General features: G+C 64.0%; 25 protein-coding genes. 18 read left to right on the forward strand and 7 right to left on the reverse strand.

Annotated features, from left to right (window positions below; translation table 11 throughout):
- The 5 genes from ACL02S_RS02110 to ACL02S_RS02130 all read left to right on the forward strand — a co-directional run bounded on the left by ACL02S_RS02110 (position 1) and on the right by ACL02S_RS02130 (position 6,194).
- A complete protein-coding gene (locus ACL02S_RS02110) occupies positions 1–1,092 on the forward strand; it encodes an NAD(P)-dependent alcohol dehydrogenase (RefSeq protein WP_412800527.1) in 1,092 nt (363 codons plus the stop codon).
- Positions 1,093–1,264: 172 nt separating this feature from the next.
- Positions 1,265–2,653, forward strand: a complete 1,389-nt coding sequence (locus tag ACL02S_RS02115; RefSeq protein ID WP_412800528.1) for a hypothetical protein — start codon at positions 1,265–1,267, stop codon at positions 2,651–2,653.
- Positions 2,654–2,712: 59 nt separating this feature from the next.
- Positions 2,713–3,954, forward strand: a complete 1,242-nt coding sequence (locus ACL02S_RS02120; protein WP_412800529.1) for an AAA family ATPase — start codon at positions 2,713–2,715, stop codon at positions 3,952–3,954.
- Positions 3,951–5,189: a vWA domain-containing protein gene (locus ACL02S_RS02125; protein WP_412800530.1), complete on the forward strand. Its 1,239-nt coding sequence runs from the start codon at positions 3,951–3,953 to the stop codon at positions 5,187–5,189. Before ACL02S_RS02120 ends, ACL02S_RS02125 begins: the two co-directional genes overlap by 4 nt.
- A gap of 120 nt (positions 5,190–5,309) precedes the next feature.
- Positions 5,310–6,194: a hypothetical protein gene (locus ACL02S_RS02130; protein ID WP_412800531.1), complete on the forward strand. Its 885-nt coding sequence runs from the start codon at positions 5,310–5,312 to the stop codon at positions 6,192–6,194.
- A 96-nt stretch (positions 6,195–6,290) separates the two neighbouring features.
- Here the strand turns inward: ACL02S_RS02130 and ACL02S_RS02135 are convergent, their stop codons facing one another.
- Entirely contained in the window at positions 6,291–7,499 is a 1,209-nt protein-coding gene (locus ACL02S_RS02135) for a phospholipase D-like domain-containing protein (RefSeq protein ID WP_412800532.1), read from the reverse strand.
- Positions 7,500–7,614: 115 nt separating this feature from the next.
- Here ACL02S_RS02135 and ACL02S_RS02140 point away from each other — a divergent pair, with 115 nt between their 5' ends.
- Entirely contained in the window at positions 7,615–7,764 is a 150-nt protein-coding gene (locus ACL02S_RS02140) for a hypothetical protein (protein ID WP_412800533.1), read from the forward strand.
- A gap of 110 nt (positions 7,765–7,874) precedes the next feature.
- Complete coding sequence (locus ACL02S_RS02145) at positions 7,875–8,579, forward strand: DJ-1/PfpI family protein (protein ID WP_412800534.1); 705 nt, start codon at positions 7,875–7,877, stop codon at positions 8,577–8,579.
- A gap of 43 nt (positions 8,580–8,622) precedes the next feature.
- On the opposite strand, the gene ACL02S_RS02150 is transcribed toward ACL02S_RS02145, so the two are convergent.
- Positions 8,623–9,597, reverse strand: coding sequence for a helix-turn-helix transcriptional regulator (locus tag ACL02S_RS02150; protein WP_412800535.1), 975 nt, complete (start codon positions 9,595–9,597; stop codon positions 8,623–8,625).
- Between the two features lie 92 nt (positions 9,598–9,689).
- Here ACL02S_RS02150 and ACL02S_RS02155 point away from each other — a divergent pair, with 92 nt between their 5' ends.
- The gene (locus tag ACL02S_RS02155) at positions 9,690–10,055 is read left to right on the forward strand and encodes a VOC family protein (RefSeq protein WP_412800536.1); all 366 of its coding nucleotides are present in this window, start codon (positions 9,690–9,692) and stop codon (positions 10,053–10,055) included.
- Between the two features lie 168 nt (positions 10,056–10,223).
- On the opposite strand, the gene pip is transcribed toward ACL02S_RS02155, so the two are convergent.
- Entirely contained in the window at positions 10,224–11,168 is a 945-nt protein-coding gene (gene pip / locus ACL02S_RS02160) for a prolyl aminopeptidase (RefSeq protein WP_412800537.1), read from the reverse strand.
- Between the two features lie 171 nt (positions 11,169–11,339).
- On the opposite strand from pip, the gene ACL02S_RS02165 reads away from it, so the two are divergent.
- A complete protein-coding gene (locus ACL02S_RS02165; protein WP_412800538.1) occupies positions 11,340–11,543 on the forward strand; it encodes a hypothetical protein in 204 nt (67 codons plus the stop codon).
- Between the two features lie 133 nt (positions 11,544–11,676).
- Here the strand turns inward: ACL02S_RS02165 and ACL02S_RS02170 are convergent, their stop codons facing one another.
- Positions 11,677–12,372: a DUF899 domain-containing protein gene (locus ACL02S_RS02170; protein ID WP_412800539.1), complete on the reverse strand. Its 696-nt coding sequence runs from the start codon at positions 12,370–12,372 to the stop codon at positions 11,677–11,679.
- A 3-nt stretch (positions 12,373–12,375) separates the two neighbouring features.
- Here ACL02S_RS02170 and ACL02S_RS02175 point away from each other — a divergent pair, with 3 nt between their 5' ends.
- Genes ACL02S_RS02175 through ACL02S_RS02185 form a run of 3 tightly spaced genes read left to right on the forward strand, consistent with a single transcriptional unit; the run spans position 12,376 to position 13,960 of the window.
- On the forward strand, positions 12,376–12,585 hold the full coding sequence (locus ACL02S_RS02175) for a hypothetical protein (RefSeq protein WP_412800540.1): 210 nt from the start codon (positions 12,376–12,378) through the stop codon (positions 12,583–12,585).
- A gap of 51 nt (positions 12,586–12,636) precedes the next feature.
- Complete coding sequence (locus ACL02S_RS02180) at positions 12,637–13,287, forward strand: serine hydrolase domain-containing protein (protein ID WP_412800541.1); 651 nt, start codon at positions 12,637–12,639, stop codon at positions 13,285–13,287.
- 40 nt (positions 13,288–13,327) lie between these two features.
- Positions 13,328–13,960: a helix-turn-helix domain-containing protein gene (locus tag ACL02S_RS02185; RefSeq protein WP_412800542.1), complete on the forward strand. Its 633-nt coding sequence runs from the start codon at positions 13,328–13,330 to the stop codon at positions 13,958–13,960.
- Positions 13,961–14,131: 171 nt separating this feature from the next.
- Here ACL02S_RS02185 and ACL02S_RS02190 read toward each other — a convergent pair whose 3' ends face one another.
- Positions 14,132–14,641 (reverse strand): hypothetical protein, encoded by a 510-nt coding sequence (locus ACL02S_RS02190; protein WP_412800543.1) that lies wholly within the window; start codon positions 14,639–14,641, stop codon positions 14,132–14,134.
- A 576-nt stretch (positions 14,642–15,217) separates the two neighbouring features.
- Here ACL02S_RS02190 and ACL02S_RS02195 point away from each other — a divergent pair.
- Complete coding sequence (locus ACL02S_RS02195) at positions 15,218–15,388, forward strand: hypothetical protein (RefSeq protein WP_412800544.1); 171 nt, start codon at positions 15,218–15,220, stop codon at positions 15,386–15,388.
- 119 nt (positions 15,389–15,507) lie between these two features.
- A complete protein-coding gene (locus ACL02S_RS02200; protein ID WP_412800545.1) occupies positions 15,508–16,326 on the forward strand; it encodes a class I SAM-dependent methyltransferase in 819 nt (272 codons plus the stop codon).
- Between the two features lie 44 nt (positions 16,327–16,370).
- On the opposite strand, the gene ACL02S_RS02205 is transcribed toward ACL02S_RS02200, so the two are convergent.
- Together ACL02S_RS02205 and ACL02S_RS02210 are read right to left on the reverse strand one after the other, a co-directional pair.
- Positions 16,371–18,152 carry an ABC transporter ATP-binding protein gene (locus ACL02S_RS02205; protein WP_412800546.1) on the reverse strand — a complete coding sequence of 594 codons (1,782 nt, stop codon included), beginning with the start codon at positions 18,150–18,152 and terminating at the stop codon, positions 16,371–16,373.
- Between the two features lie 141 nt (positions 18,153–18,293).
- Positions 18,294–19,664 (reverse strand): cytochrome P450, encoded by a 1,371-nt coding sequence (locus tag ACL02S_RS02210; RefSeq protein ID WP_412800547.1) that lies wholly within the window; start codon positions 19,662–19,664, stop codon positions 18,294–18,296.
- A gap of 444 nt (positions 19,665–20,108) precedes the next feature.
- Here ACL02S_RS02210 and ACL02S_RS02215 point away from each other — a divergent pair, with 444 nt between their 5' ends.
- Genes ACL02S_RS02215 through ACL02S_RS02230 form a run of 4 tightly spaced genes read left to right on the forward strand, consistent with a single transcriptional unit; the run spans position 20,109 to position 24,812 of the window.
- Positions 20,109–21,149, forward strand: a complete 1,041-nt coding sequence (locus ACL02S_RS02215; RefSeq protein ID WP_412800548.1) for a 3-oxoacyl-ACP synthase III family protein — start codon at positions 20,109–20,111, stop codon at positions 21,147–21,149.
- Positions 21,150–21,151: 2 nt separating this feature from the next.
- Positions 21,152–22,066 (forward strand): hypothetical protein, encoded by a 915-nt coding sequence (locus tag ACL02S_RS02220; protein ID WP_412800549.1) that lies wholly within the window; start codon positions 21,152–21,154, stop codon positions 22,064–22,066.
- Positions 22,063–23,793, forward strand: coding sequence for a fatty acid CoA ligase family protein (locus tag ACL02S_RS02225; protein ID WP_412800550.1), 1,731 nt, complete (start codon positions 22,063–22,065; stop codon positions 23,791–23,793). Before ACL02S_RS02220 ends, ACL02S_RS02225 begins: the two co-directional genes overlap by 4 nt.
- Positions 23,790–24,812 (forward strand): NAD-dependent epimerase/dehydratase family protein, encoded by a 1,023-nt coding sequence (locus ACL02S_RS02230; RefSeq protein ID WP_412800551.1) that lies wholly within the window; start codon positions 23,790–23,792, stop codon positions 24,810–24,812. The genes ACL02S_RS02225 and ACL02S_RS02230 overlap by 4 nt, the downstream gene beginning before the upstream one ends.
- The last annotated feature ends 2 nt before the right edge of the window (positions 24,813–24,814 follow it).

Raw genomic sequence — 24,814 nt, forward strand, 5'->3', positions numbered from 1 at the left:
ATGCCGAGTACGCTCGCCGCGATCTCACGAGATCCCCAGGCGGAATTCACGATCGAGCCGGTACACATCGACGAGCCGCGCGGCCAGGAGATTCTGGTCCGCATCGTCGCCGCGGGCATCTGTCACACCGACCTGGTCTCCCGCGGTATCGGCGCCGCCGACCGTCCGATCCTGCTCGGCCACGAGGGCGCGGGCATCGTGGCAGCCGTCGGTCCCGACGTTTACGATGTGCGCCAGGGTGATCACGTTGTGCTCACCTACCGACACTGCGGTGACTGCCGCAACTGTCGTCTCGGCCGGCTGTCGTACTGTGCCCACGCGACGCGACTGAATCAGTTCGGGCCGCGCCAGGATGGGACACCGCGGGTGATGATCGGCGACACCGTGGTGCGGGACGGATTCTTCGGTCAGTCCAGTTTCGCCGGGTACGCCCTTGCCTCGGTGGACAACACCGTCGTCGTACCACCGTGGACGGATCTGGAAGTGGCCGCCCCGCTGGGCTGTGGATTCCAGACCGGCGCGGGTGCGGTCCTCGAGGTGCTGCGCCCGGAACCGGGGTCGCACTTGGTGATCTTCGGGGCGGGTGCGGTCGGTATGGCCGCGCTGCTCGCCGCCCGCACCCTGGACGATACAGCGGTGATCGTTGTCGAGACCTCCCCACACCGGCGAGCTTTCGCGACCGAACTCGGCGCGGCACACGTGCTGGATCCCGCCGAGGGCGACACCGTGGCGGAGATCTGGGCCCGCACCGAAACCGGAGCCACCCACGCTCTCGATACGACCGGTAAGCCGGAGGTGCTCGCTGCCGCGGTGGCCGCGCTCGCTGTCGGCGGCACAGTCGCCGCGGTGGGGCTCGGCACGGGTGTCCCGCCGATCGATCTTCGGGATATCGTCTTGGCGGGAAAGACGATTCGCGGCTGCCTCGAAGGCGATGCCGAACCACGGCGGTTCATCCCCGAGCTGCTTCGCCTGCACGCTGCTGGGTACTTGCCTCTGGAACGGCTGGTCCGGGCCTACCCGTATACCGACATCAACACCGCCCTGGCCGCAGCCGCCGCCGGACGTATCATCAAACCTGTTCTGCGCTGGTAACCGGCTTCGACGCGATGCCGATCAGCCGAAAGGTGTGACGAGTGGGTGGCTCGGCGAAACCCCTACCGAACTCGCCCGGTTGGCCGATGTCTGCGCGGGCCGCTATGCTCATCGCGATGTCAACTCATTCTGTTCAAAGATTGGGGGTTCGATTCGTGCAAGGTGAGTGCTGATGCTCACTCACATCGCGAATCGGGACGACTCCCGCCTTTCCTTCTGGCTGCGTGTGCGTGAATTCGCCGTGCCGCCTTCCATGATCGAAACTGCTACTGCCCGCCGTCGTGTGGGGGACTGGGCAGGCGCGTGCGCCGCGGCAGGTTTCGACGTCGATTTCAGTATGCGGTCGGTGGCACGCAGCCACGGGCACGAACTCGCGGCCCGGATCAGGGCCGATCTCCGCTATCTGGCTCCCGACCTGCTGCGCTGGCATCTGCCGAGGGTTGCTCCCGACGGATTGTTGCGGCCAGGGCTGACCATCGCTTTGGCGCGGTACGACAGGTCGCCGGACGAGCGTGGCGACGCACGTCCCGTGCACCTTGTCGTCCGGACCGCGCCTGCGTGGGCGGACGCCGGTCAGCGGGTCAGCCTCGCACTGTGGGACGGAGCCGCCACCGGAGCGGGCCCCCATCCGCATCCTCGCCCCAACCGGCGTTTCCGCCTCGATCTCCACCGCCACCTGTGGGACGCACGCAGGGCCGATGAGCTGGGGATGCGGTGCGGTGCCGAGCAACCAACAGCGAGCCGCCCACAACTGGACCCTGAACTGCTCGCCACGGTGCCACAAGGTTGCGCTGTCGACCGATGGGCGGCCGAGGCGGAGATACTTCGCCATGCCGAGGCACGACGTAGCGGTGCGTTTGTCATACGGCCAGGGGCAGGGCGACGGTTGGTTCTGGACCTGGACGGTAACGATGTCGGGCCGCCCATGGTGCGGATCGCGTCGGGATACCCGGTCGGCGGCATCTCCGCACTGCCGATTCTGCCCGACGCGGCGACCTGGACGCTGCCCGATCTGGAACTGCTCCGCGCAGGCGCGATAACGGCCGATCGACTGCATCCCCTGGTCGCCTCGGCCCTGGTACCCGACCACTCGCCGACCGATATGTCCCGCATCCCGGACCGTGCGGGTCAACCGCATCTCGTGCAGTGCAGGGGAGAGCAGCATCGGATCGGTGTGGGCGACGGGGTTCTGGTCGCGCTGGACCACGAGCAGGCCGAAATCCGGCGGGAGGAAATGCTGGCCGCCCTGACCGGCACGCCATTGCCGTGCCTGCGAGCTATCGATGAGGCGCACCGCCATCCGGACTGCCTTACCGGTGTCAGAGAACGTTTGAACCATGGCGACACCGCGGGCGCACTAGCCATCGTAAAAGATCTGCTCGGCCCCGACGCATCGCTGCGTGACGGTGCTCTGCGTGACGAACTCGTCGCGTCTACGCGACAGCGAATCATCTATGGACTGTTCCGAGCAGGCCTGTCCGATCCAGGAGTCGGCCGCTTCCCTCCGATGCCTCGTTCCCGCGATCATCGCGGGCATCCACGCCACGCGACCGCGCGCTGACCCGACGCTCGTCGTCGCACATTTATTCACCCCCACCAACCCCCTCGAGGTGATCATTCATGCTTACTGCTGTCCGCACGTCCGCCGACCCGGCCCACCCGTCCCAACTCGATACCGCGGGCGAGTTGCTGACTCTGTTGCGCGAGGTCACCACCGAACCACGCCCCGACATCCAGCTGGAGGCTCTGGCTCTGGCCGTGGCTGCCGATCTGCCGGTGCTGCTGTGGGGTGAACCGGGGATCGGGAAAACCGCGGCCCTGACCCAGCTCGCCGCCGACCTCGATCTTCCACTGACTACGGTCATCGCGAGTGTGCATGAGCCGTCGGACTTCTCCGGCCTGCCCATCATCGGAGATGATCCCGCGGAACACGGAGTGCCGATGGCGCCACCGGACTGGGCCGTACGACTCGTCCGGGCAGGCCGCGGACTGCTGTTCCTCGACGAGCTGTCCACCGCGCCGCCCGCAGTACAGGCCGCCCTGCTGCGTCTGGTTCTGGAACGGCGAATCGGTGCTATCCAACTGCCACCAGGCGTCCGGATCGTGGCCGCGGCCAACCCGCCGTCCTCGGCCGCCGATGGCTGGGAGCTGAGCCCACCGCTGGCCAACCGGTTCGTACATCTGCAATGGACTCACGATCACGATGTCGTCGTTCGCGGCCTCGGCGGAACCTGGCCGCATGCGACACTGCCACGGCTGGCTCCGGAGAAACTGAGCGAGGCAGTAGCTTTCGCGCGCCGGGCAGTGTGTGTGCTCCTCGCGGCCCGTCCCGCTCTCGTTCATCGACTGCCGAGCACCGAAACACGCCGAGGTGGTCCATGGCCGTCGCCGCGAAGCTGGGAGATGGCGCTGCGGCTGATCGCCTTCGCCACCGCGGCCGGTTCATCCCGCGATGTGCTTTCCCTGTTGGTCCGGGGTGCTGTAGGTGATGGGCCCGGCTTCGAACTGCTCGCCAGTCTGGACCGGATGGACCTCCCTGATCCGGAGGTGCTGCTCGCCGATCCGGAAGGCGCCGCCTTGCCCGAACGCGGGGATCTGCGCCAGGCCGTACTCGACGGCGTTGTGGCGGCAGTCCGCAAGAACCCGGAGAAATCCCGCTGGGATGCGGCATGGGCACTTCTGGTCAAGGCCATGGAAACCGGAACACCGGATGTGATCGTTGTTCCCGCAACAACTCTCGCTACACTGCGCCGAGACGACTGGGATGTGCCGGTATCGATCGAAGAACTCGCCGAAGTGATATCGGTGTCCAAGGAAGCCGACCGGATAGCCGACCGGGCCGCCGCGAAGGTGAGCCGATGAGCACGCACACACCCGGGACCTTGGACCGCGACAAGCTCTTCGCCGCGCGATTACACGCAGCCAGGGTCCGGCCCTATCTGGCGACCGCGCTGTTCGCCCTGTGCGTCGTCGAATCACGTCGAGTACCGACGATGGGTGTCGACCGATACTGGCGGTGCTATGTTTCGCCTGCTTTCGTGGACCGGACACCAGTGGAGGATCTGGCCGGAGTATGGGTGCACGAGGTATCGCATCTGCTGCGCGACCATCACAGTCGCAGTGACCGATTCGCCCGGCGACACGGCCTGATCGACCCGGTGGAACGGTTGCGGATGAACATCGCCGCCGACTGCGAAATCAACGACGATATATTCGGTGACGGATTGGCCCAGCCCGCCGGGGCTGTCACACCCGAGTCGCTGGGGTTACCCGAAGGCGAGCTCATGGAGGATTACCTGCGCCAGTTCCGGCTCGGCCCGCATACGCAAGACATAGCCTGGCTCGACTGTGGCAGCGGCGCCGACGGATCACACCGCGAATGGGAGCTTGGCCCCGACGACGCGAACGGACTCAGCGAACAGGAACGCGACGCCGTCCGATTCCACGTGGCACAGGGCATCATCGGCCGTCCGGGGGATGCTCCCGAAGGATGGAAGCGTTGGGCGGAAGAGGTGTTCCACCCACCACAGCCATGGCGTGATCTGCTCGGTGCCGCCATCCGCTCAGCGGTCTGCGGCGCCGGTGCCGGCGAGGATTACACCTATGGCCGACCGGCCCGGCGCTCGGCCGGGGTGCCCGGTGTGGTGCTGCCGAGTCTGCGGCGAACGCCACCCCAGGTCGCGGTGCTCATCGACACATCCGGTTCGGTCAGTGACACCGAACTGGGCAGCGCGCTGCTCGAAGTAGCCGCTATCGTCCGTGCCGTAGGCGGCCGCCGCGATCTGGTCACCGTACTGTCATGTGACGCGGCAGCCAGGATCGCGCACCCGCTGTGCCGTGCCGAAGGAATACCGCTGATCGGCGGTGGCGGAACGGACCTGCGCACAGGTATCGCCAAGGCGCTGCGAACCCAACCGGGTCCCGACGCCCTCGTGATCCTGACCGACGGCCAGACCCCTTGGCCCATCAGGCGACCACCCTGCCGCACCGTGGTGGGTCTGTTCCGTCGGCCGTACACCAGTTCGTGGCGCGCATCCGATCCGGACTACATCCCGGACCCGCCGCCGGCATGGGCCCGAGTAGTCGATATCGGGTAGGTGCTCAGTGACCGCGGGCGCCGACCGGCAACTGATCGTATCCAGTGGTCGGTCGGCCATAACCTATGCGCCACAGTAGATTCGGTAGAATCGGCAGGAAAATACACGAGGGGGAGAGTCGTGACCACCCATCCATCGAGGGCCGGCCTCAGGATAAAGATCGTTCAGCGAGCCGCACTTATCCTGACGATAGTGATCGTTGCGACGAACTCCATCCTGGTCGCTCTGGGGATCATCGAACCCAAAACAGCTATCAGCTTATTCCTCGCTGCCGAGCTACCGATCGCCGCTATCGCGATCGCGATCAGCTTTGCGCGCTACAGATCGATCAGGAAGGCCGGATCTTCTCCGGTTGCCGCATTCGAAGCAGTCGCAGGCAGTTTCGTGACCAAAGCGATCAGGACCGAGATCTACACCTACAAAACACTTTTGCTGTGGTTGCGAAACAAAAAATCAGGTGTGGCTCCAGGGGTACAACCTTTCGGATACGCGAAGGGGACATTCGGAATTCCGATAGCATTCGGGATAGTAACGTTCATCGAGATCATCGCAGTGCATCTACTCGTCCCGTGGCAATGGTTGAGGATAGCTCTTCTGATCGGTTCCCTCTACGGAATCCTGCTCCTGCTCTCCTTCGCGTCGAGCCGGGTGGTCCACCCGCACCTGCTCACACGACACGAACTGCGGTTGCGCGAAGGTCCGCACCTCGTCGCGACCATCCCGATCGAGAACATCACCGCAGTACGTGTTTCCAAGCGGTTCTCCCGAACAACGCCAGGTGAAGTATCCGGACGGATGTATCTGCCTTCCCAAGACGGAACGAATATCGATATCGAACTCGATCGAGAGCTCACGGTGACAACCCCTGGGCTATTGAAGAAGCAGCGCCGAGTAGTCCGAGTCGGCGCGATCAGCCTGCACATAGATAATCCCGATGAACTCGCTTCCTCGATCCGAAGTCTTCAGGTCGCGTCAAGCGAATTTCGGTCTCATGAGAACCCATAAGCTGCGGCTCCCGCCGTGTATCGATAGCTACCCACGATTGACCTACATCAAAGCGTTCAGTGATGAGAAGTCCTGGAGGGAGGAATCGAGATCAGGTCAGAGATATCGGCGGATGGGTCGGACCGCGATCTCCCGCATCCGCTGAAGTATCGGGCGGCGGTGCCAGCGTTCTGGTTCGATATCCTCGCTGACCGCTACGTCGTCATCGAAATGTTCATCGAGGGTTGCGGTGAACTGTTTGTCGAGTACCGCGAGCATGAGTTCCTCGTCGTGATCGAGGGAGCGGCGATTGAAGTTGGTCGAGCCGATCAACGCCACGCTACCGTCGACAGTGATGACTTTGGCGTGCATCATGGTCGGCTGATATTGCAGAATCCGTACGCCGCTGTCCAGGAGCTTGCCGTAGAAGTGCTGACCGGCCAGCTGACAAACACGCTTATCGGTATGCGGGCCTGGTAGCAGGATCTCGACTCGTACCCCCCGCCCGGCGGCCGCGCAGAGGAGTTCGATGAAATACGCGTCCGGTGCGAAATAGGCTGTGGCCAGCCGGAGGCGCTGTTCCGCCGATTCGATGACTACCCGTAACAGGGTCTGCATATCCTGCCAGCCGAAGCTGGCCGAACCGCGAACCACTTGGACGATCGCGTCACCATGGCGGTGCTGTGGTGTGAAGCGGTCGCGGTGATCATAGAGTTCGTCGTGGCATTCGGCCCAGTTCTGGGCGAACCCCGCGGCGATCCCGTCCACGGCAGGCCCTCGGACCCGGACATGGGTATCGCGCCACTCGTGTTCGTTGCGTGCGTCTCCGCACCACTCCTGCGCGATCCCCACACCGCCGGTGAACGCTGTCGACTCGTCGATGACCAGTACCTTGCGGTGACAGCGATGGTTCTGTTTGAGCGGCGACAGATACAACGGCTTACGGAACCAGGCGATCTGGACACCGGCCCGGTCCATCATCGTCAGCAGGTCCTGCTCGATCGGCCTGCTGCCGAAACCGTCCAGCAACAGCCGCACACGGATCCCCTCTTCGGCCCGCTCCGCGAGCGCGGCGGCGAACTGCCGAGCGATATCACCTCGCCAATACACGAAGGTCATCATGTCGACCGTGTGCTCGGCCGAGCCGATGGCCTCTAGCATGGCCGGAAAGATCTCATCCCCGTTGCGGAGTGCCACCAGCGCATTGCCCTCGGTCGCGGCGATACCGATCAGCCGCTCTATCCGTCGGCGCATACGTTCGATTCCAGTGTCGGGGGAGTCACCTCGAGGCTCTTCAGCGGCGGGCTGATCCTGGATATTGGTCACGATCTCTCCTTCTACCGGTACATTTCCCGCCGATATACGAGTCAAGCACGGGCCGCTGCATACATGCAGACCTTAGCCAACAGCAGACCCGGGCCTGCCCATGTAGCACCGGATCATGCGCAGGTACACATATGCTGCCGAGCTCGATCGACCGATCGAAACCAGCGTCATCGCCGAACTGCTTTCGCCGGACGCCGTCGGCGCGTCCCAATATCTGATGCGGGTATCGTATTCGCAGGTCGATACCTGCGCTTCTCCTGCTTGATAGGGTTGCCGTCAACTCCGATAGCGGAATCGGATGCGCGACTCCGGCGGGGCACGCCTTCGACGATACGGAGTCGGCTGCGGCACAGCAGGGGAACCGAGGTGAGCGACGTGGAATCGACGAACCAACGGCAACCGACGGTGTTCGATGTTGTGGTCGTCCTCTTCGACGGCGTCACCCAGCTAGACTACGTCGGGCCCGTCGAAGTCTTCGGCCGCTGCCCCGGAACCGAGATCCACCTGGCTGCTCGAAAGCCGAAAGTAAGCACCGACCAAGGTGCCGAGGTGCTGCCGACATGCTCGTTGGAGGCGGCGCCACAAGCCTCGGTACTGGTAGTCCCTGGAGGTCCGGGAGCGATCGATACGCTGTCCGATCCCGAACTGCTCACCTTCGTGGAAACGCAATCCGCTGCTGCCTCGTGGACATGCTCTGTCTGCACAGGTTCGTTCATCCTCGGAGCCGCGGGGTTACTACGCGGCAGGCGAGCGACTACGCATTGGGCTTCACACGCAATGCTGGCCGAGTTCGGGTGCCTCCCCGTCGACGAGCGAGTGGTGGTCGACCGCCCTGTGGTCACCTCGGCCGGCGTCAGTGCCGGAATCGATATGGCGCTGGGAGTTGCCGGAGAGATTTTCGGCCCTCGGCACGGTGCGTGGATCGAGCTGGCGATCGAGTATGCGCCCCACCCTCCTTTCGGCTCGGGCGATCCGCGTACCGCGCCTTCCCGATGGGTGACGGAGGGCCGTGAGGTCATGGCACGGGATCGACTCGAAGCCGTGCGAAAGGCCGCGCAACGCGTTCGCGGCCGAAGCTGACCTCTGTAATCTCGAAAATTAATTACCACAACATCTTTCGATTTCAAGCAGAATTCCTGCGATGTCGCTCGGCGATGATGTTCGCGAGATGTGCGATGAGATCGCGCGCTTCCGGCGGGTCGATGATCTCGATGTGGTCACTGAATTGCAGGAGTTGGCGCACACCGTCGAGTTGGTCATAGCCGACACTGATTCGCACCTGTCCGGTGTGATCCACGGGTGCCACGGACAGCAGTCTGCTGCCAAGGATGCGGCGGGCGATGTCCTCGCGATCCGCGTCAAGGAGGGCGGTGACGATCACGTCCCGACGTTGTTCGAGGGCTGCGGTGAGTTCGTGAACGATATCGGCCAAAGTGATACCGGGACGAAGGTGGCGCTTGTCGTCCAGCACCGTCCACGACACCAGCCTGACGGTAGCGAACATCCTCGGGTGACCATCACTGTCGGCGATCAGGTACCAGCGTCCGGCGCGGGAGAACAGCCCGTAAGGATCTACTATCCGTGCAGTGGCACGGCGTTCGCCGCTGGAGCGGTACTCGATCCGCAACCTGCGACCGAGGCGGATGTCGTGGGTCAGCGCCGCGATACCAGGGGTGTCCGATGCCGCGAACCACGCCGTGTCGTCGATCGTGACGACCTCACCCAATGGCAACAGCTCCTCCTGCCGCCGGGGTTGTGGCCGTGGGCGGCGAGCGGCGAGTTTTTGCGCGGCGCTGCGCGCCGCGACCTCGATCCCGAGCCTGCGAGCGCGTGACAGATCGACACCGATCACTTCCAGCACCTCGGCCTCGCTGTCGGTCAGCCGCCCCACATCCACCGCGGCGCCGGGCAGCAGACTGATCCCACCGTAGCGGCCCCGCTCGGCCACTATGGGCACGTCCGCGGCGATGAGCGCGTCGACGTCGCGCAGGATGGTGCGCTTGGACACCGTGAATTGCTCGGCCAGCTGCTCGGCGGTCATCTGCCGATTCGCCTGCAATGCGACCAGCAGCGCGAGCAGACGTTGCGGGCGCTGCACGATTCCACCTCCTAATAGATGACATGGGTTGTCATCTATTAGTGCGAGTGTAGTCGTGCACTGGTCAATTCGGATGTGAAGGAGGCTCTCACATGAGCGCACCGAACCTGTTTCTTGTCTATGTCACCGACATCGAGAGGGCGACCCACTTCTACTCCGATCTGTTCGGGATCGAGCCGGTCACCCGCACGCCCCGCTACGTGCCGTTCGAGGTCGCGCCCGGCGTACTGTTCGCGTTGTGGAACGGACGCAGTGAGACCATCACGCCCGATGCGCCGCGTTTTTTCGAGGTCGGGCTGATGCTGCCGGGCTCGGCAGCATCCGTGGACAACCTCTACGCCGAATGGGCCGCGAAAGGTGTCACTGTCGTCGAAGAGCCCCATGACGAGGTCTTCGGACGTACCTTCGTGATCGCCGATCCCGACGGCAACCTCATCCGCGTCTCCCCGATCGATTGATATTCCGGGCGCCTGTTTGCCGAACGACTCCGCCGGGGCGGAAATGCCACGCACGGTCATCCCAACTCAGGGATAGCGGTCACGCCCCGCTGAAGTATCCTTCGCGCAGGCAGGCGGCTCGAAGGACACCTCTCACGACTCGGACCAGCCGATCCGATCGGCATCGGACTATGCGAAGCGGGCGATGGCACGGGCGAGTGCCTCGCCCATGGCGGGGCTGCCGGTGTGGCCGGAGTCATCGATGACGTGCAGGCTGGCGTCCGGCCAGGCTTTTGCGAGTTCCCAAGCGGTTTCGAGTGGTGCGCTGAGATCGAGGCGGCCGTGGATCAGTTCACCGGGGATCCCGGCCAGCCGCCCGGCTTCACGCAGCAGCACACCTTCGTCCAGCCACGCCGCGTGTGCGAAGTAGTGCGTGCAGATCCGGACGAAGGCGAGTATGGCGGTATCCGGCATGGCGCTGTACTGCCCTGGTCTGCCAAGGGATTCGTGCGCGATCACCGCGTCCTCCCAGCGACACCACTCGATCGCGGCGCTGCGGCGTACCACCGGATCCGGGTGTTCCAGCAGCCGTCGGTAACCCTCGACCAAGTCGCCGTCGTTGGGCAGCGCAGCCCGGAACCGCTCCCACTCGGCGGGCAGCAGCCGGGCGACACCCCGGTACAACCAGTCGATCTCGCGGCGGCGGGTGCTGGTGACGCCGACCAGCACGATCCCGGTGACCCGCTCCGGGTACCGCTCGGCGTAGGCGAGGATGAGTGTCGACCCCCAGGACCCGCCGTACAGCAACCAACGGTCGATACCGAGGTGGGTGCGCAGCCGCTCCATATCCGCGATCAGGTGTTCGGTAGTGTTCACCGTCATGTCGGTGTCCGGGTCCGCGGCGCTCGGAATGCTCCGTCCACAACCGCGCTGATCGAACTGAACGATCCGGAATACGTTCGGATCAAACGATTTCCGAGGCCCCGGGCTGCTCCCACTACCCGGTCCGCCGTGCACCACCAGCGCCGGCCGCCCCGCAGGATTACCACTGGTGCACCAGTACACCTGGTTTCCCTCACCGACCTCGAGCAGACCGTCGGCGTACGGGTCGATCGGGGGAAAAGACGTCGGCACGGTCGCCGAGGTTAGCGGAATAGGCGTGCGGCGTCGACCGCTACCGCGCCGCACTGTATTTCGCCCGCGATATCGGCTACAGCCAGGACGCCGCCGATGCCATGTTCCAGGAGTTCTACTGGGGTCGCTGGCCGCGTACCAACGCCACCCCGGCATTGAATCTCGACAACTATGACCTCGACTCCTACCTGCATCTTGTCCGAAGCCATGGTCGCCTTCCCTGACACCGCGATCGTGAGTGACGGTCGCACGGCCGCCGAGCTGGGCAAGCTGCCGGCCTTCGGCAATTCCGAGTACACCAAGCTGTCGAAGCCGTACTCCGATGCCGAACCCGGCAAACTCGCCTACAGCATGGAATACAAGGTGAATCGTTAGCACCGGTACGGCCACTCCCGACCAGTCCGTTCGGGAGTGGCCGACCAACGGGCTCCGGCTCACTTCCAGTGGAAGTCCAGTGCTCTGGATACGGGCATCGCCACGCCGGGGGTGACCGGCGATGGATTTCTGGTCAGCGGGTACCTTCGCCGTAGAGCTTTGCGATATCGGGCGAGTCCAACCAGCCTGAGTAGGTCGGCCGGGATGGCCATCCGGCGGGGGAGTCCTGCCACTTCTCCTGGCGGCCCCACGGCAGCAAGTCGATGAGCGGGAAAGTGTGGCTGAGCTGCTCGGTGCCGCGACCGTTCGTATGCCAGGTGCGGTACACGATGTCGCCATGGCGCATGAACACGTTCACCGCGAACCCTTCACCCGGGGCCGCGTCGACGTCAGCGGCGAAAGAGCTCTCCGATGACGAGTACCAGTCCATCCTGTTGCCGACCTTGGCTTTATAGGCCAGAGCCTCCTCGATCGGTCCATTGGTGACGATGACGAATCGCGCGTCATAGGAGTCGAGAAAGTCCAGTCGGGTGAACTGCGACGTGAAGCCGGTGCACCCGCCGCACTGCCACACCGCGCCGTCCGACCACATGTGGTTGTAGACGATCAACTGGGATCGGCCGTCGAACACGGCGGCCAGTCGGACAGGTCCGTCCTCGCCGATCAGGATGTAATCAGGCATTTCCACCATGGGTAACCGGCGTCGTTGCGCGGCGATCGCATCGAGTTCACGGGTGGCGGCCTTTTCTCTCTTGCGCAGTTCATCGAGCGCGGTGCGCCACGTCAGCTGGTCGACCACGGGCGGCTTGGCGAACTCGGAGGTTGTCATCTGATGCTCCTCACGTCGGACTGTCTTGCAGGTATTGACTCGGATACCGGCCGATACTCATCGCTCGGTAAGTCCTTGATCAGCCCGATCTGCTCTGCGGTCGGCGAGGGGCGGGTAGCGTTGGATGCCCCGGTCCGGCGGTATGTCCCGGAATTCGCCTCCACCGATGCGGTCACGGACGAGGTCACCGTGCTGCGTCTGCTCCAACGATAAGACCGGGTTGGAATGGCGCCTCAGCGTCGACACTGGCAAGGAGATGATGCGTTGGCGCGGTATGCGGTGAAACTTGCCGAGTCGCCGCTGATCGCGGAACCGGGAGCGCGGGCGTCCTATAGCCAGGCGGGGTTCAACCTGGCCGGTCGGATTATCGAAAACGTCACCGGAACGACCTTCGAACAGGCCGTCACGTCGCTGTTGTCCGAACCGCTTGGGCTGGCACACAGCCGCTACGCAGTCAACGACGTCATCACCCGACGATTCGCGGTTGGCCACAACACCGATACGAACGGTGTGCTCGCGGTCGCCAGGCAATGGAAAGACAACCGCGCCGACAACCCCGGCGGGGGCGTAGTGACATCCGCGAGCGATTTGCTGCGGTGGGCACGGTTCCATCTCGGCGACGGCCGGATCGAGACCGGCGAACGCATTCTGCCCACCGAACTGCTGCACCGGATGCGGGAGCAGACGGTAGAACTACACGGCAGCACACTAGGTGACGCGTTCGGCATCTGCTGGTTCCCGCGCACGGTGGATGGTGTGGCAACCATTACCCTCGGCCTGCTGCCGGGCGACACGGATGAGTACATCGTCACCGCCGGCGGTCTGCAAGGACAACGCGGGTTCTTCGCCCGGGACGAATCCGGCGCCGTGACCGGGATCGATCTCGCTGGCCGGTTGTTAGCCCTGGTGCGATGACGGCCACGGGTGAATGACACCTCACCGAAGGGAGACGCGTATGCTCACGATCGGGCAGTTAGCGCGGTATGCGGGCGTGACGATCAAGGCCGTGCGCGTCTACCACGGGCGTGGCCTGTTGCCCGAGCCGGTGCGCGACTTCTCCGGCTATCGCCGCTACCGCGCCGAAGACGCCATCAATCTGGTCAAGATCAAGACACCGGCACGAGCCGGTGTACCCCTGGCGCGGGTCAAGGAATTGCTCGCCGCGAACCCCGACGAGTTCGCGGCGGCGATCGCCGAGATCGACCGCATGCTCGCCGAACGCGCCGAGGAAATCCGCCGAGCCCGCGAGCAGATCGCGGAATTGAACTGCGGCGACAGCCTGTTCGTGTCCACCGACGTCACTGAGTACCTCGACCGCCTGCAACAGTTCGGGGTCAGCGAGCGGGTGGTCCGGATGGAACGCGACCTCTGGATCCTGCTGCAATCGGTCGCCCCGGAACAGGCCTCGGATTGGATCACCGACAAGCTCGACACCATCGACGATCCGCAATTCCAGGCTATCTACCTCGACTACGATTCGGCATTCGACTGGTCCCCCGAAGACCGCAACCGGGTAACACTCGGTGAGAAGGGAATCGGTCGTGCGCATACCGACCGACCCCATCCCGGTCACCACAGCCTTCGATGAGCACTACGATCACTCCGACGATCCAGCGTTACGACGAAATGCCTACAGAACCAACGACCTATTTGCAGGCAGATCTGTACTGTGACGGGTTGGGGGCCATCCCCTTCCAGAAGGAGACGGTCCCCCAGCCCGTGACGGCTCGAATCCTCTCAGCCGGTCCCTGGCCAGGGGTCAGACGGGAAGCACCGAGATCGTGCCTCGGCACACCGCGGTCTGCGAGTTGATGAACCACCAACCCATACCGGTATCGACTTTCACGGTGAAGGACACGGTCCCGACTCCAGTCAAAGTCCTGTTGATCGGGATGCCCGGCTTCTGTTGGAGAAACTCCGTGTCACTGACGCTGGTGCCTGAGGCACCAGTGGTCTGGTTGTGCCAGTCGACTACGACTCTCGTTCCGTACCAGTTGATGCCGAAAGCCGGGATGAGTCCGGGTGGCGGAGCAGGCAACTCGTTGCCGCCACGGAGGAGTATCGACGGTTGCAGCGTAGAGGCGCCATCGGGACGGCTCGCGCCGGAGCCCGCACCGATAGTCCAGGTAAAGGCCGGTGCCCACGGCAGGGGATTGTTACTCCCGCAGGTCATGACGGTCGACTGCGGTGGCGCCGGATCGGCGGCCGCGGGCGCGGCGCCGCCTGTGCTCAGTGCAGCCGACACAAGAACTGCGGCAAACGGTGACATGACCAAAGTGGAGATTCTGCTTCTGTTGAGCAAGACGGCTCCTGGTATTTAGTAGCTGATTCTGACGATGATCATCGAACCTGCCGTGCTCGGACAGCACCGGCAAGACCTAAGTCGCTCAACCGTTTACGTTTGTTACTTCGATGGTGGGTTCAGCCCAGCTGATGGAGAGCACGCGGACATTCTCGATGAGTCGACATGAACCGTCCCGGCTTTCCTGCCGGGACGGCCCAGGACGGTTCAGACCATCGCGGCGACCCTGCCGGATACCGCTGCCGGGCGGCTACCGGAAATGGTCGGCTTCACCGAGCGTATTCGTACTGGTGAGCAGGTCAGCTATTTCGAGTCGGCGGCCGGCTCGTCTGCCGAACAGCAAATCCGCGGTCTGCTGTTGAGCGCACCGCGATCAAGGCAAGGTGAAATCCGGATAGATCCGCGACCCGACCTGCGAGACAGGTCGACGTCGCAGTGGTTGTATCGGCTAGACATCACTGACACCGAGAACGCCGATGGCCGCTACCTCGTCCACATCGATCACGACACCACAGCTGTTCCCTGACACCACAGTTGTCCCCTGTGACCAGGCCGAACTTGCGCGTGAAATCCGGGCACGATGCGACCGGAGCCGCACCCGCTGGTGAGGGGGTTCAGCTGGAGCCGCGCCATGTCGTCGGCACGAACCTGGTCGGTGCCTCATCGAAGATTTTCCGGATGGCGGTGGTGGTTCAGCACACCTCCATCTGTTGACTCGGAACCGCCCCGACAAGCCAGGAGGCTCAGGCATTATGTCGGGTAAACATCTGCTCGACAGCTCCCGATAACCATCTTCAGCAGCATCTCCGACCCGACTGCAGAGGAGTTACCGGATGACCGAACCCGGCCCCGCTGAGCTCAAGACACAACATCGCGCGATGTGGGCATCAGGCGACTACCCGACTGTCGCCATCGAAGTCATCCCGGAAATCGGCAGGCGTCTTGTCGACGCTTGCCGCATCGGTCCAGGTCAGCATGTGCTGGATATCGCAGCCGGAGCCGGGAACGCCGCGATACCGGCAGCAGAGGCCGGTGCGGACGTTGTGGCGAGCGACCTCACGCCGGAGTTGTTCGAAGCGGGCCGTCGTATCGCTGCCGAACGTGGCGTCGAGGTCCGGTGGCAGGAAGCCGACGCAGAGGCACTGCCCTACGCCGATGCCGAGTTCGACGCCGTGATCTCGTGCTTGGGCGTCATGTTCGCGCCGTTCCACCGGTCGGCCGCAGCTGAAATGGTGCGTGTCACCAAGCCTGGAGGTGCGATCGGTTTGATCAACTGGACTCCCACCGGATTCATCGGGCAGATGTTCGCCACGATGAAGCCGTTCGCACCGCCGCCTCCGCCCGGTGCGTCGCCACCCCCGCTGTGGGGCGACGAGGCGCATATTCGGTCACTCTTGGGTGACCGTGTTGCCGACCTGGAGTTACGGTGCGAAAACGCGGTCATCGATCGTTTCGCCGATGGCGTCGAGTTCCGTGATTTCTTCAAGACCTACTACGGACCGGCGATCGCGGTGTACAAGGCCATTGCCGCGGAACCCGAGAAGGTCGCGCGGCTGGACCGGGAACTGGCGGAGCTCGCTTCTCGCCACGATCTGGGTAACGGGCGGATGGAGTGGGAGTACCTCTTGGTCACCGCACGTCGATCAGCCTGACCGGGCTGCCGGATCAGGATGATGTCAGTGGCGTCGTCTTCAGTTCAACGAGCGACCACGTCCTCACCGATGAATCCACCCGATTGGTGTCGCCACAGCTGCGCGTATGTTCCATGCGCGCATAGCAGCTCCTCGTGCGTCCCCTGCTCGACGATTCGTCCGTGGTCGAGCACCACCAGCCGGTCCATCCCGGCCACAGTGCTCAACCGGTGCGCGACGACCAGCGTCGTACGTCCTTCCATCAACTCCCAGAGCGTTTGCTGCACGAGCATCTCGCTTTCCGAGTCGAGGGCACTGGTGGCTTCGTCCATGAGCAGGATAGGCGCGTCCCGCAGGATGGCCCTGGCCAGCGCGACCCGTTGACGCTGGCCTCCGGACAGTTTCACGCCGCGCTCGCCGAGGAGCGTTTCCATCCCCTGTGGCAGCGCATCCACGAACTCGGTGACGTGCGCGGCCTCGGCGGCCCGCAGGATCTCCTCGTCCGTGGCGTCCGGGCGCGCGAACCTGATGTTCTCGCTCAACGTCCGATGGAACATGGCCGGATCCTGTGGCACGTAGGCGATCAGGCTGCGCAGATCCGCCTGCCGCAGCCGGGCGATATCCTGTCCGCCGATACGTATGGTTCCGGATTGGATATCCATCAACCGCAGCAGCAGTTGGGTGATGGTGGTCTTACCACCACCGGATCGTCCGACCAGACCTACCTTGGCACCGCTGGACACGTGCAGATCCAATCCGTGGAACAGCTGCCGTGCGCCTTCGTGCGTGAATTTCACTTCCTCGAACCGCACATCGAAATCCTTGGGCAGCAGTGGTTCCGGATTTTTGATATCGAGCACCTTCGGTTCGTCGAGCAGCAGTTCGGTGAACTGCGCCGCCTCGGTGATCACGGTCTCCAAGCGCCGGTAGATCTGGTTGAACCGGAACATGATCTCGGTGGCGTTGAAGTAGTAGGTGAATGCCACCACAATGGCCTCCACCCCCGCATTCCCGCCACTCAGACTCAACGCGATCAGCAGGCCCATCACGTTGGTGAGCACCAACAGCGGTGTTACCAGCGTATCTATCCGGAGGTTCGCGTAATCCCAGGAGCGCAGCGACTTTCGCCGTAACGAGGCGACCCGCCGCCGATGCTCGGCCGCCTCCCGCGGTTCGGCAGCGAAGGCGCGCACCACCTGCGTATTGCTCAGGGTGTCGGCCACATGTCCGGAAACCCACGCCACGGCGGCCTCCCGGGCGTCGACGAGCTTCTGGCGGCGCTGGATCAAGGGCGTGATGACCAGCGCGGTCACCACGATCATCCCCATCAACACGACGACGAGCATGGGGTTGTAGCGCCACAACACCACTGAGGCGAATACCAGCGGCACCAGTGCCGCCAAGACCTCGAAGGCGAGGGTGTCCACGAACTCTTCGAACCGAGAGGCGAAGCTGAGCGACCGCTTCGTCAGCGAACCGGCGAAGTTGTTGTGGAAGAACGTCGCGTCCTTGGTGAGCAGCTCATCCATGGCGAACACGTACAGGTGCTCGATACCGTAGGCATCGACTCGAATCAGGAAGTGAATCCCGATGCGCCACAGTATCTCCGCGAGCAACAGGGTGCCACCGAAGGCAAGGACATACGGAGCCAGAACCCCGACACTCGTATCCCCGGTCTCCGCGACCCGGCCGACCACCATGGCGACGATCAGCGGCGCGATATACAAGTTGCAGATATTGCCGAGCGCGGGCATCAGCAGCGCCGGAATCGTCATGGCCTTGCGCGAGGCCATTTCCCGACCATAGAAACGCAGCACCAGCTTGACCGCCGTTGCGCGTGAACTCATGCTTCCCCTCTCGTCTCGAATCAACGAGCGATGCAGGTGAGCAATGATCCTGTGTCCAGGCGGGTTACCGCCAGCGAATATCCGCTGACGGCGCGCCGGGTCGTGTGTTCGTAACTCTCCAGGCCGGTCGAGTAGCTCGCGTTACCGCGCCTCGGCCCGCATCGGTAGCCGCTGCGGATGCACCAACGCACCGATCACGATCTCACGTACCGGTACTCCCGGAACCGGCCGCAACCGCCACTGTGCCGCGATGGTGGCCGTCTGCAATACGACCTCGGTGAGTGCGAAGATATTTCCCGGGCATTGCCTGGCACCCATGCCGAACGGAATGTGGGCGCCTTTGGACAGGGTGGCCATACGGTCCGGTAACCACCGGTTCGGATCGAACCGCATCGGATCCGCGTGCACGGCGGGATCACGGTGCACCGCGACCGGGCAGACGAAAAGCATGCTTCCGCCGGGAATCTCGGTGCCGCCGAGCACGTAGGGCTCCGGTACGTGCCGCACCGTGAGCCATGGCGAGTACTTACGCAGAGTCTCCAGCACGATCCGTTTGGTGACTTCGAGCTGTGCGAGATCGGCGAATTCGGCGGGGCGGGCGTTATCGAGCACCGCGTCCACCTCGGTGTGTAGCGCAGCCTCGACCTCGGGGTTCTGTCCCAGCTCATGGAACACCCAGGCCAGCGTGGCTCCGATCGCCTCGGTACCGCCGACCAGGAAGTTGATCAGCTCGTCGTGCACCTGGGAATCGGTGAGCATTGCGCCGGAATCGTCGTCACGTGCTTTGAGCAGGGTGCCGAGCAGATCGCCGTGGTCGAGGTCCGGATCGGCGTCCAGCTCCGCACGGTAGGCCGAGATGATGGTGGCTGTCACTGCTTTCATCTCGGCGACCAGTGCGTCGAAGCGCCGGTTACTCGGCAGCGGCAGGCGATCGATCCAGGCCGGGCGGGTCACCCGCCGCGAAAGCAGCGTCATCACCGGCGGTAGCAACCGGTGGATCTGTTCGGCCGTCTCCGCGCCGAGTTCGCCGCTGAACAGACTGCCCGCGACCGTGCGCAGGGCCAGATCGTGCATCTGCTCGTTGACCGCGAGCACCTCACCGTCGCGCCACGAGGCGGCGCGTTCGGCGCCGAGCCGGGTCATCACCGCCGCGTAGTCGGCGATGCGGGTTTTCGCGAAGGCGGGCGCGATCATCCGGCGCTCGCGCCGGTGCCGCTGTCCCTGCAGTACGGTTACCCCCTCGCCGAGGAGGTCTTGTGCGCGTTCGATCATCATGCCCTGATCGGACAGGGTGACGAATGCCTCGCGCACCAGATCGGGCTCGGTGACGACATAGGTGTCGTAACCCGGGATCCGCACGCGCACAACTGGCCCCTGCGCGGCGAGGGTGGACAGGAACCGGTAGGGCCTACGCCCGAATCGCGGCCAATGTCCGAGCAACGGCAGGGCACCAGGTGCGGTGGGAGCTGGGCGCCCTGTGGTCGCAACGGTGGTACCGGCAGTCGATGTCATCACGAGGTACTCCATATCTACTGCACGACAGACGGAGACAGACACTTCGCTGTCTCGGACGTACGCCGCCGTCCGGGAAGAATCGGCGGCGTACGGAATCAGGGGAATTGTGGAAAGCCTTTCGGCTCGCGTTCTTTCAGCGATAACCGAGCCGAGCCACATCAGATTACCACGTGGTAGCGCAGCAGCGTCCACGTGAATCCTCTTGTCTCTGAAACCAAAGTCAGGGCAAAGTAATTCGTAGAACGAGCATACTGCGCTGATGTGTAACAGCTACCGGGGTGACATCTATCTCTGCCACACCTTCGTTTTCTTGACACCGGTCGGTTCGCGACTTTAGCGTCCGAAGAAATATCGAACCGAGCCGTTGTTCATCCAGACCCTTTACTTCGGGCGGCGCATTCGCCCGTTCCGTCCCCATCCCATCGATATCGGGAGACCATTGTGAGTGCCGCACGCCTCAGCGCGCTGGGAGCTGCTCTACCCCAGCATGAATACACCACCGACGAAGTACTCCAGCGGATGTCCAGCGGTGGAACATTCGATGTCGAAAGAATTACCGGAATCCGGACCCGGCGTATGGTCGACCGGACCGCCGACGAGGACACACTGACTCTCGGCGCTCGAGCCGCCCGTGACTGCCTGCGGCGATCGAAATACGAGGCCGCCGACCTGGATGTGATCATCAGCGCAGGCACTACCGTGCACGACGGATTCCATATGGTCATGGAGCCCGCGGCGGCGCATCGGATCGCCAGGGAGATCGGCGCCGACCACGCCATGGGCTACGACGTCGTCAATGCCTGCGGTGGCACGATGACCGGAATCTACCTGCTGGAAAACATGATCCGTGCCGGACTGGTGCGCACCGGCATGGTGGTGACGGCGGAAATCATCTCCCCGGTCACCGAGGGCGCCCTCGCCGAGGCGAAGGATCCCAAGGATCTCCAGTTCCCCGCGCTCACGCTCGCCGACGCCGCGATCGCGGTCATCGTGGACCAGGCCGAGGATGATCACGATCGTATCCACTACGTCGACATGATCACCTGTGCGGAATTCTCACCGTTGTGTATCGCCAAACCCAGCGACGCCACGCAGAACATGATCATGCTGACCGACAACATGACCATGCAGGCCGCCCCGCGCCGTGAAACCTGGGCGAAACTGCACCGAGATATTCTGGAAAAAAGAGGCACGACCTTCGCCGACGAGAAGTTCGATTACATCGTCTTCCATCAGCTCGGTGTGGCTTTCACCGAGAAACTCGCGGAATCCGGCAGCAAAATTCACGAGACGGAAATGCCGCCGCGACTGGCAACTGTGCACAAATATGCTAATACCGGTGCCAGCACGCATTTTCTGGCACTGTATGACTATATATCGCGTGGTGAGTTGCCGAAGGGCTCGAAGATCTGTCTGGTGCCGACCGCTTCGGGCATGATTTTCGGTGTTATGTCGGCGACGATCGATTCATTGGTAGGGTGAAAATGTCTGTCATCATCGAACAGTCCGCGATCAGCGCGGCTCCCGCCGACGCGGGCTCCATCGACCATGCTGTCGCCGCCGCGCGGCAGTGCCTCGATCGCGCAGGCGTCGCTGCCGACGATATCGATGTGCTGGTGAATGTCGGTGTCTACCGGGATGGAAATGTGGTGGAGCCGGCCAACTCCGCGCTCATCCAGCAGGGCCTCGGTATGCATCTGGACTACCAGGCCGGGTCCGGCCGCTCCACATTCTCGTTCGATCTCCGCAACGGTGCCTGCGGGGTGCTCGACGCCGTGCACGCGGCAACCGCGCTGCTGACGAACGGCACGGTGGAACGGGTGCTGATCGTCGGTAGCGACGCGCATCCGGGTGGGCTCGCTCATGCGCCGGAGGATTTCCGTTACGCGACTGCCGGTGCGGCGTGGCTACTGAGCAAAAACGTGGATCCGGAGGTGGGTTTCGGTGCGATCCACATCCCGCCGCCGCGCGGTCGCGCACCGCAGACGCATCCCGGCGTGCACGGGTACCTGGATCTGACATCGATGGGAACCCTTGGGCAGCAGACGATCACGGTCGAGGCGGCCGAGGACTACAGCGCGGTGCTCACGGAGACCGCGGCGGATACTCTGCGGTATTATCTCGACCGCAGGCCGGACATCGTCTCGGACCGAACGATTCTGGTGACCAATAACCCCGTGGCGGGGTTCGCCACCGGGCTCGCGGAGCAGTTCGGCTTCGCGCGCGGTTATCAGGCGATGACCGGTGACCGCGATGCGGGCAGCTCGGGTCTGGCGATCGCCTTCCACCAGTTGCGGGAACAGGGTGAGCTGGCACCGGGCACCGAATTGGTTCTGCTGGCGGCAGGCTCGGGGCCGATGGCGGCGTGTGTGAGCTACCGGGTGGAAGAGGCCGCGTGAGCGCGGTACCGGTGCGCACCGAGCCGGAGGATCTCGATCTGCTGCTGGCGCGGCAGCTGGCGAAGTCGGCGGATCTACCCGCGGTGAGTTACCCGACGGCGCGCGCAAGGAACCGGGTTGGCACCGCGGACGCACTCGCTTTCCGGGCACTGACCTTCCGCGAACTCGGCGAGCGGATCGACGCCTACGCGACGGCCTTCGCGGAGGTGGGAATCACCGAAGGTGTCAAGACCATCGTGATGGTACGGCCGGATCCGGACCTGTTCGCGGTGATTTTCGCGCTGTTCCGGGTCGGTGCCGTACCGGTAGTGGTCGATCCTGGTATGGGTGTGCGGCGCATGCTGCACTGTTTCCGCAGTGTGGGCGCGGAAGCGTTCATCGGGGTGCCGATAGCGCATCTGGTCCGGTTGGCGGCACGGCGCACCTTCCGGCAGGTCCGTGTGCACGTCACCGCAGGCCGGTCCTACTGGGGTGGGTACACGCTGACGGATCTCGCGGCGCGCGGGCGCCGCGCGGCGCCCGCCGTGGTCGAGCATCTGCCCGGCGATCTGCTGATGATCGCGTTCACCACGGGAAGTACCGGTCCGGCGAAGGGAGTGGAGTTCACCCGTGCGGGCTTCGCGGCCTCGCTGCGCGTGGTAACCGATCTGCACGGGCGTGCGGACGGATTCACCTCGCTGGTCACGGTACCGCTGTTCGGCCTGTTCGATCTGTTGCAAGGGGCGCATCTGGTGCTCGGGCCTGTGGATCCGGTGCGGGTGTCCGATGCCGATCCGGCGCTGCTGGCCGATGTCGCCGCGACATTCGCGGTCACCGATCTCACCGCCTCCCCGGCACTGCTCCGACCGCTCGGAGAACACCTGCGGCGCACCGGCACGGAACTGCCTACGCTCACCACGGTCATCTCGATGGGTGCCCCGGCCGACCTGGACACGCTCGACGCTATCCGGGAAGCGCTCGGCAGCGACGCGCGAGTATTCACGACATACGGTGCGACCGAGGCGCTTCCGCTCACCACCCTGGAGTGGAGTGAGCTGGCGCAGACGCGGGCACAGACCCTCGCCGGTGCAGGCACCTGTGTCGGACGGGCACTGCCGGAGTCCGACAGTGACACACGGATTCGGATAATCCGCATCACGGATGACGAGATTCCCTGGTGGAAAGACGATCTAGAGGTTCAGCCCGGCGAAGTCGGGGAGATCGTCGCGACCGGCGCCCAGGTGAGCAAGAACTATCATCGCAATCCCGCCGCGGAGGCGCGCGCCAAGATCGATGAGCGGCTGCCGGACGGTACCGTGCGCCGCTGGCACCGCGTCGGCGATCTGGCATGGCGCGACGACAGCGCGCGGCTGTGGTTCTGCGGCCGCATCTCGCAACGCGTACGCACTATGGCGGGCGATCTGTTCACTGTGCAGTGTGAGCAGGTGTTCAACACTCATCCACAGGTGCGCCGTACGGCGCTGGTCGGTGTCGGCAGGCCCGGTGCGCAGGTTCCGGTGCTGTGCTACGAGCTACGCGATGGCGTCGATCCGGCCGAGACCACACGCATCGATCGTGAGCTGTGGCAGCTCGCTACCGAATACGAGATCACCAAGCCGATCCGGGTCTTCTTGCACCACAGCGGTTTCCCTGTCGACATTCGGCATAACGCGAAGATCGGCCGCGAGGAGCTCGCGGTCTGGGCGGCCGGACAACTCGGCTACGACCATGAAGGGAAACAACAATGAAGGTCCTCGTCACCGGTGCGACCGGATTCCTCGGAAGTCATATCGTCGATCAGAGCCTCGCCGCTGGTGACGAGGTGCGGGTGCTGGCCAGGCCAACCAGCGATCTCGGCTACCTGAACTCGCTCCAGGATGTCGAGATCGTGCACGGTGACCTCGGGGACGCGCAATCACTGGCCGCGGCCTGCAAAGGCGTCGACGTGGTGCACCACAGTGCGGGACGGGTGGAGGAGACCGGCAGTCGCAGCCAGTTCTGGGAGGCGAATGTCGCAGGTACTCGGCGGCTCGTCGATGCCGCTCGCGCCGCAGGTGCGGGCCGCTTCGTCTACGTCAGCAGCCCGAGCGTGGCGACCGAATACGACGAGGACCGGTTCGGCATCGACGAATCCGAACCGTATGTGCGCAATCCGAAGAGCTACTACGTGGAGACCAAAGCGATCGCGGAGCGCGAGGTTCTCGCGGCCAATGGTCCCGATTTCACTACCTGCGCGCTGCGGCCACGCATGATCTGGGGTCCGCGATCGGGCGGCTGGATGACGTTGTTGCTGCGTAAGATTCGTTCCGGTCGGCTCCCCGACCTGTCCGGCGGCAAGCAGGTGCTTGTGTCCATCACCTACTGCGACCACGCCGCTACCGCGTGTGTGCAGGCCGCCCGCTCGGACAATGTCGCCGGCAAGGCGTACTTCCTGGCAGATGCCGAGGATGTCGATCTGTGGGGATTCGCCCGTGATCTGGCCACCGCCTTCGACCTCACCCCACCTACGCGGACGATACCGAAACCGGTGCTGGACGCCGCGCTCACCGTCTTCGACACCATCTGGAAGATTCCCGGGCTACAGGAACGGGTGGCACCACCACTGTCGAGCTGGACGGTCGCCGCGCTCACCGTCTCCAATACCTACGACACCACCGCCGCGCAGCGCGATTTCGGTTATTCCCCAACGGTTTCACTCCAGGAAGGAATGGACCGATATGTGGAATGGGTGGAATCGATAGGTGGTCTGCCCGCCCTGCTCGCCTGAAC

Source organism: Nocardia spongicola, from assembly GCF_047200775.1.
In the GTDB taxonomy this organism is placed as follows: domain Bacteria; phylum Actinomycetota; class Actinomycetes; order Mycobacteriales; family Mycobacteriaceae; genus Nocardia.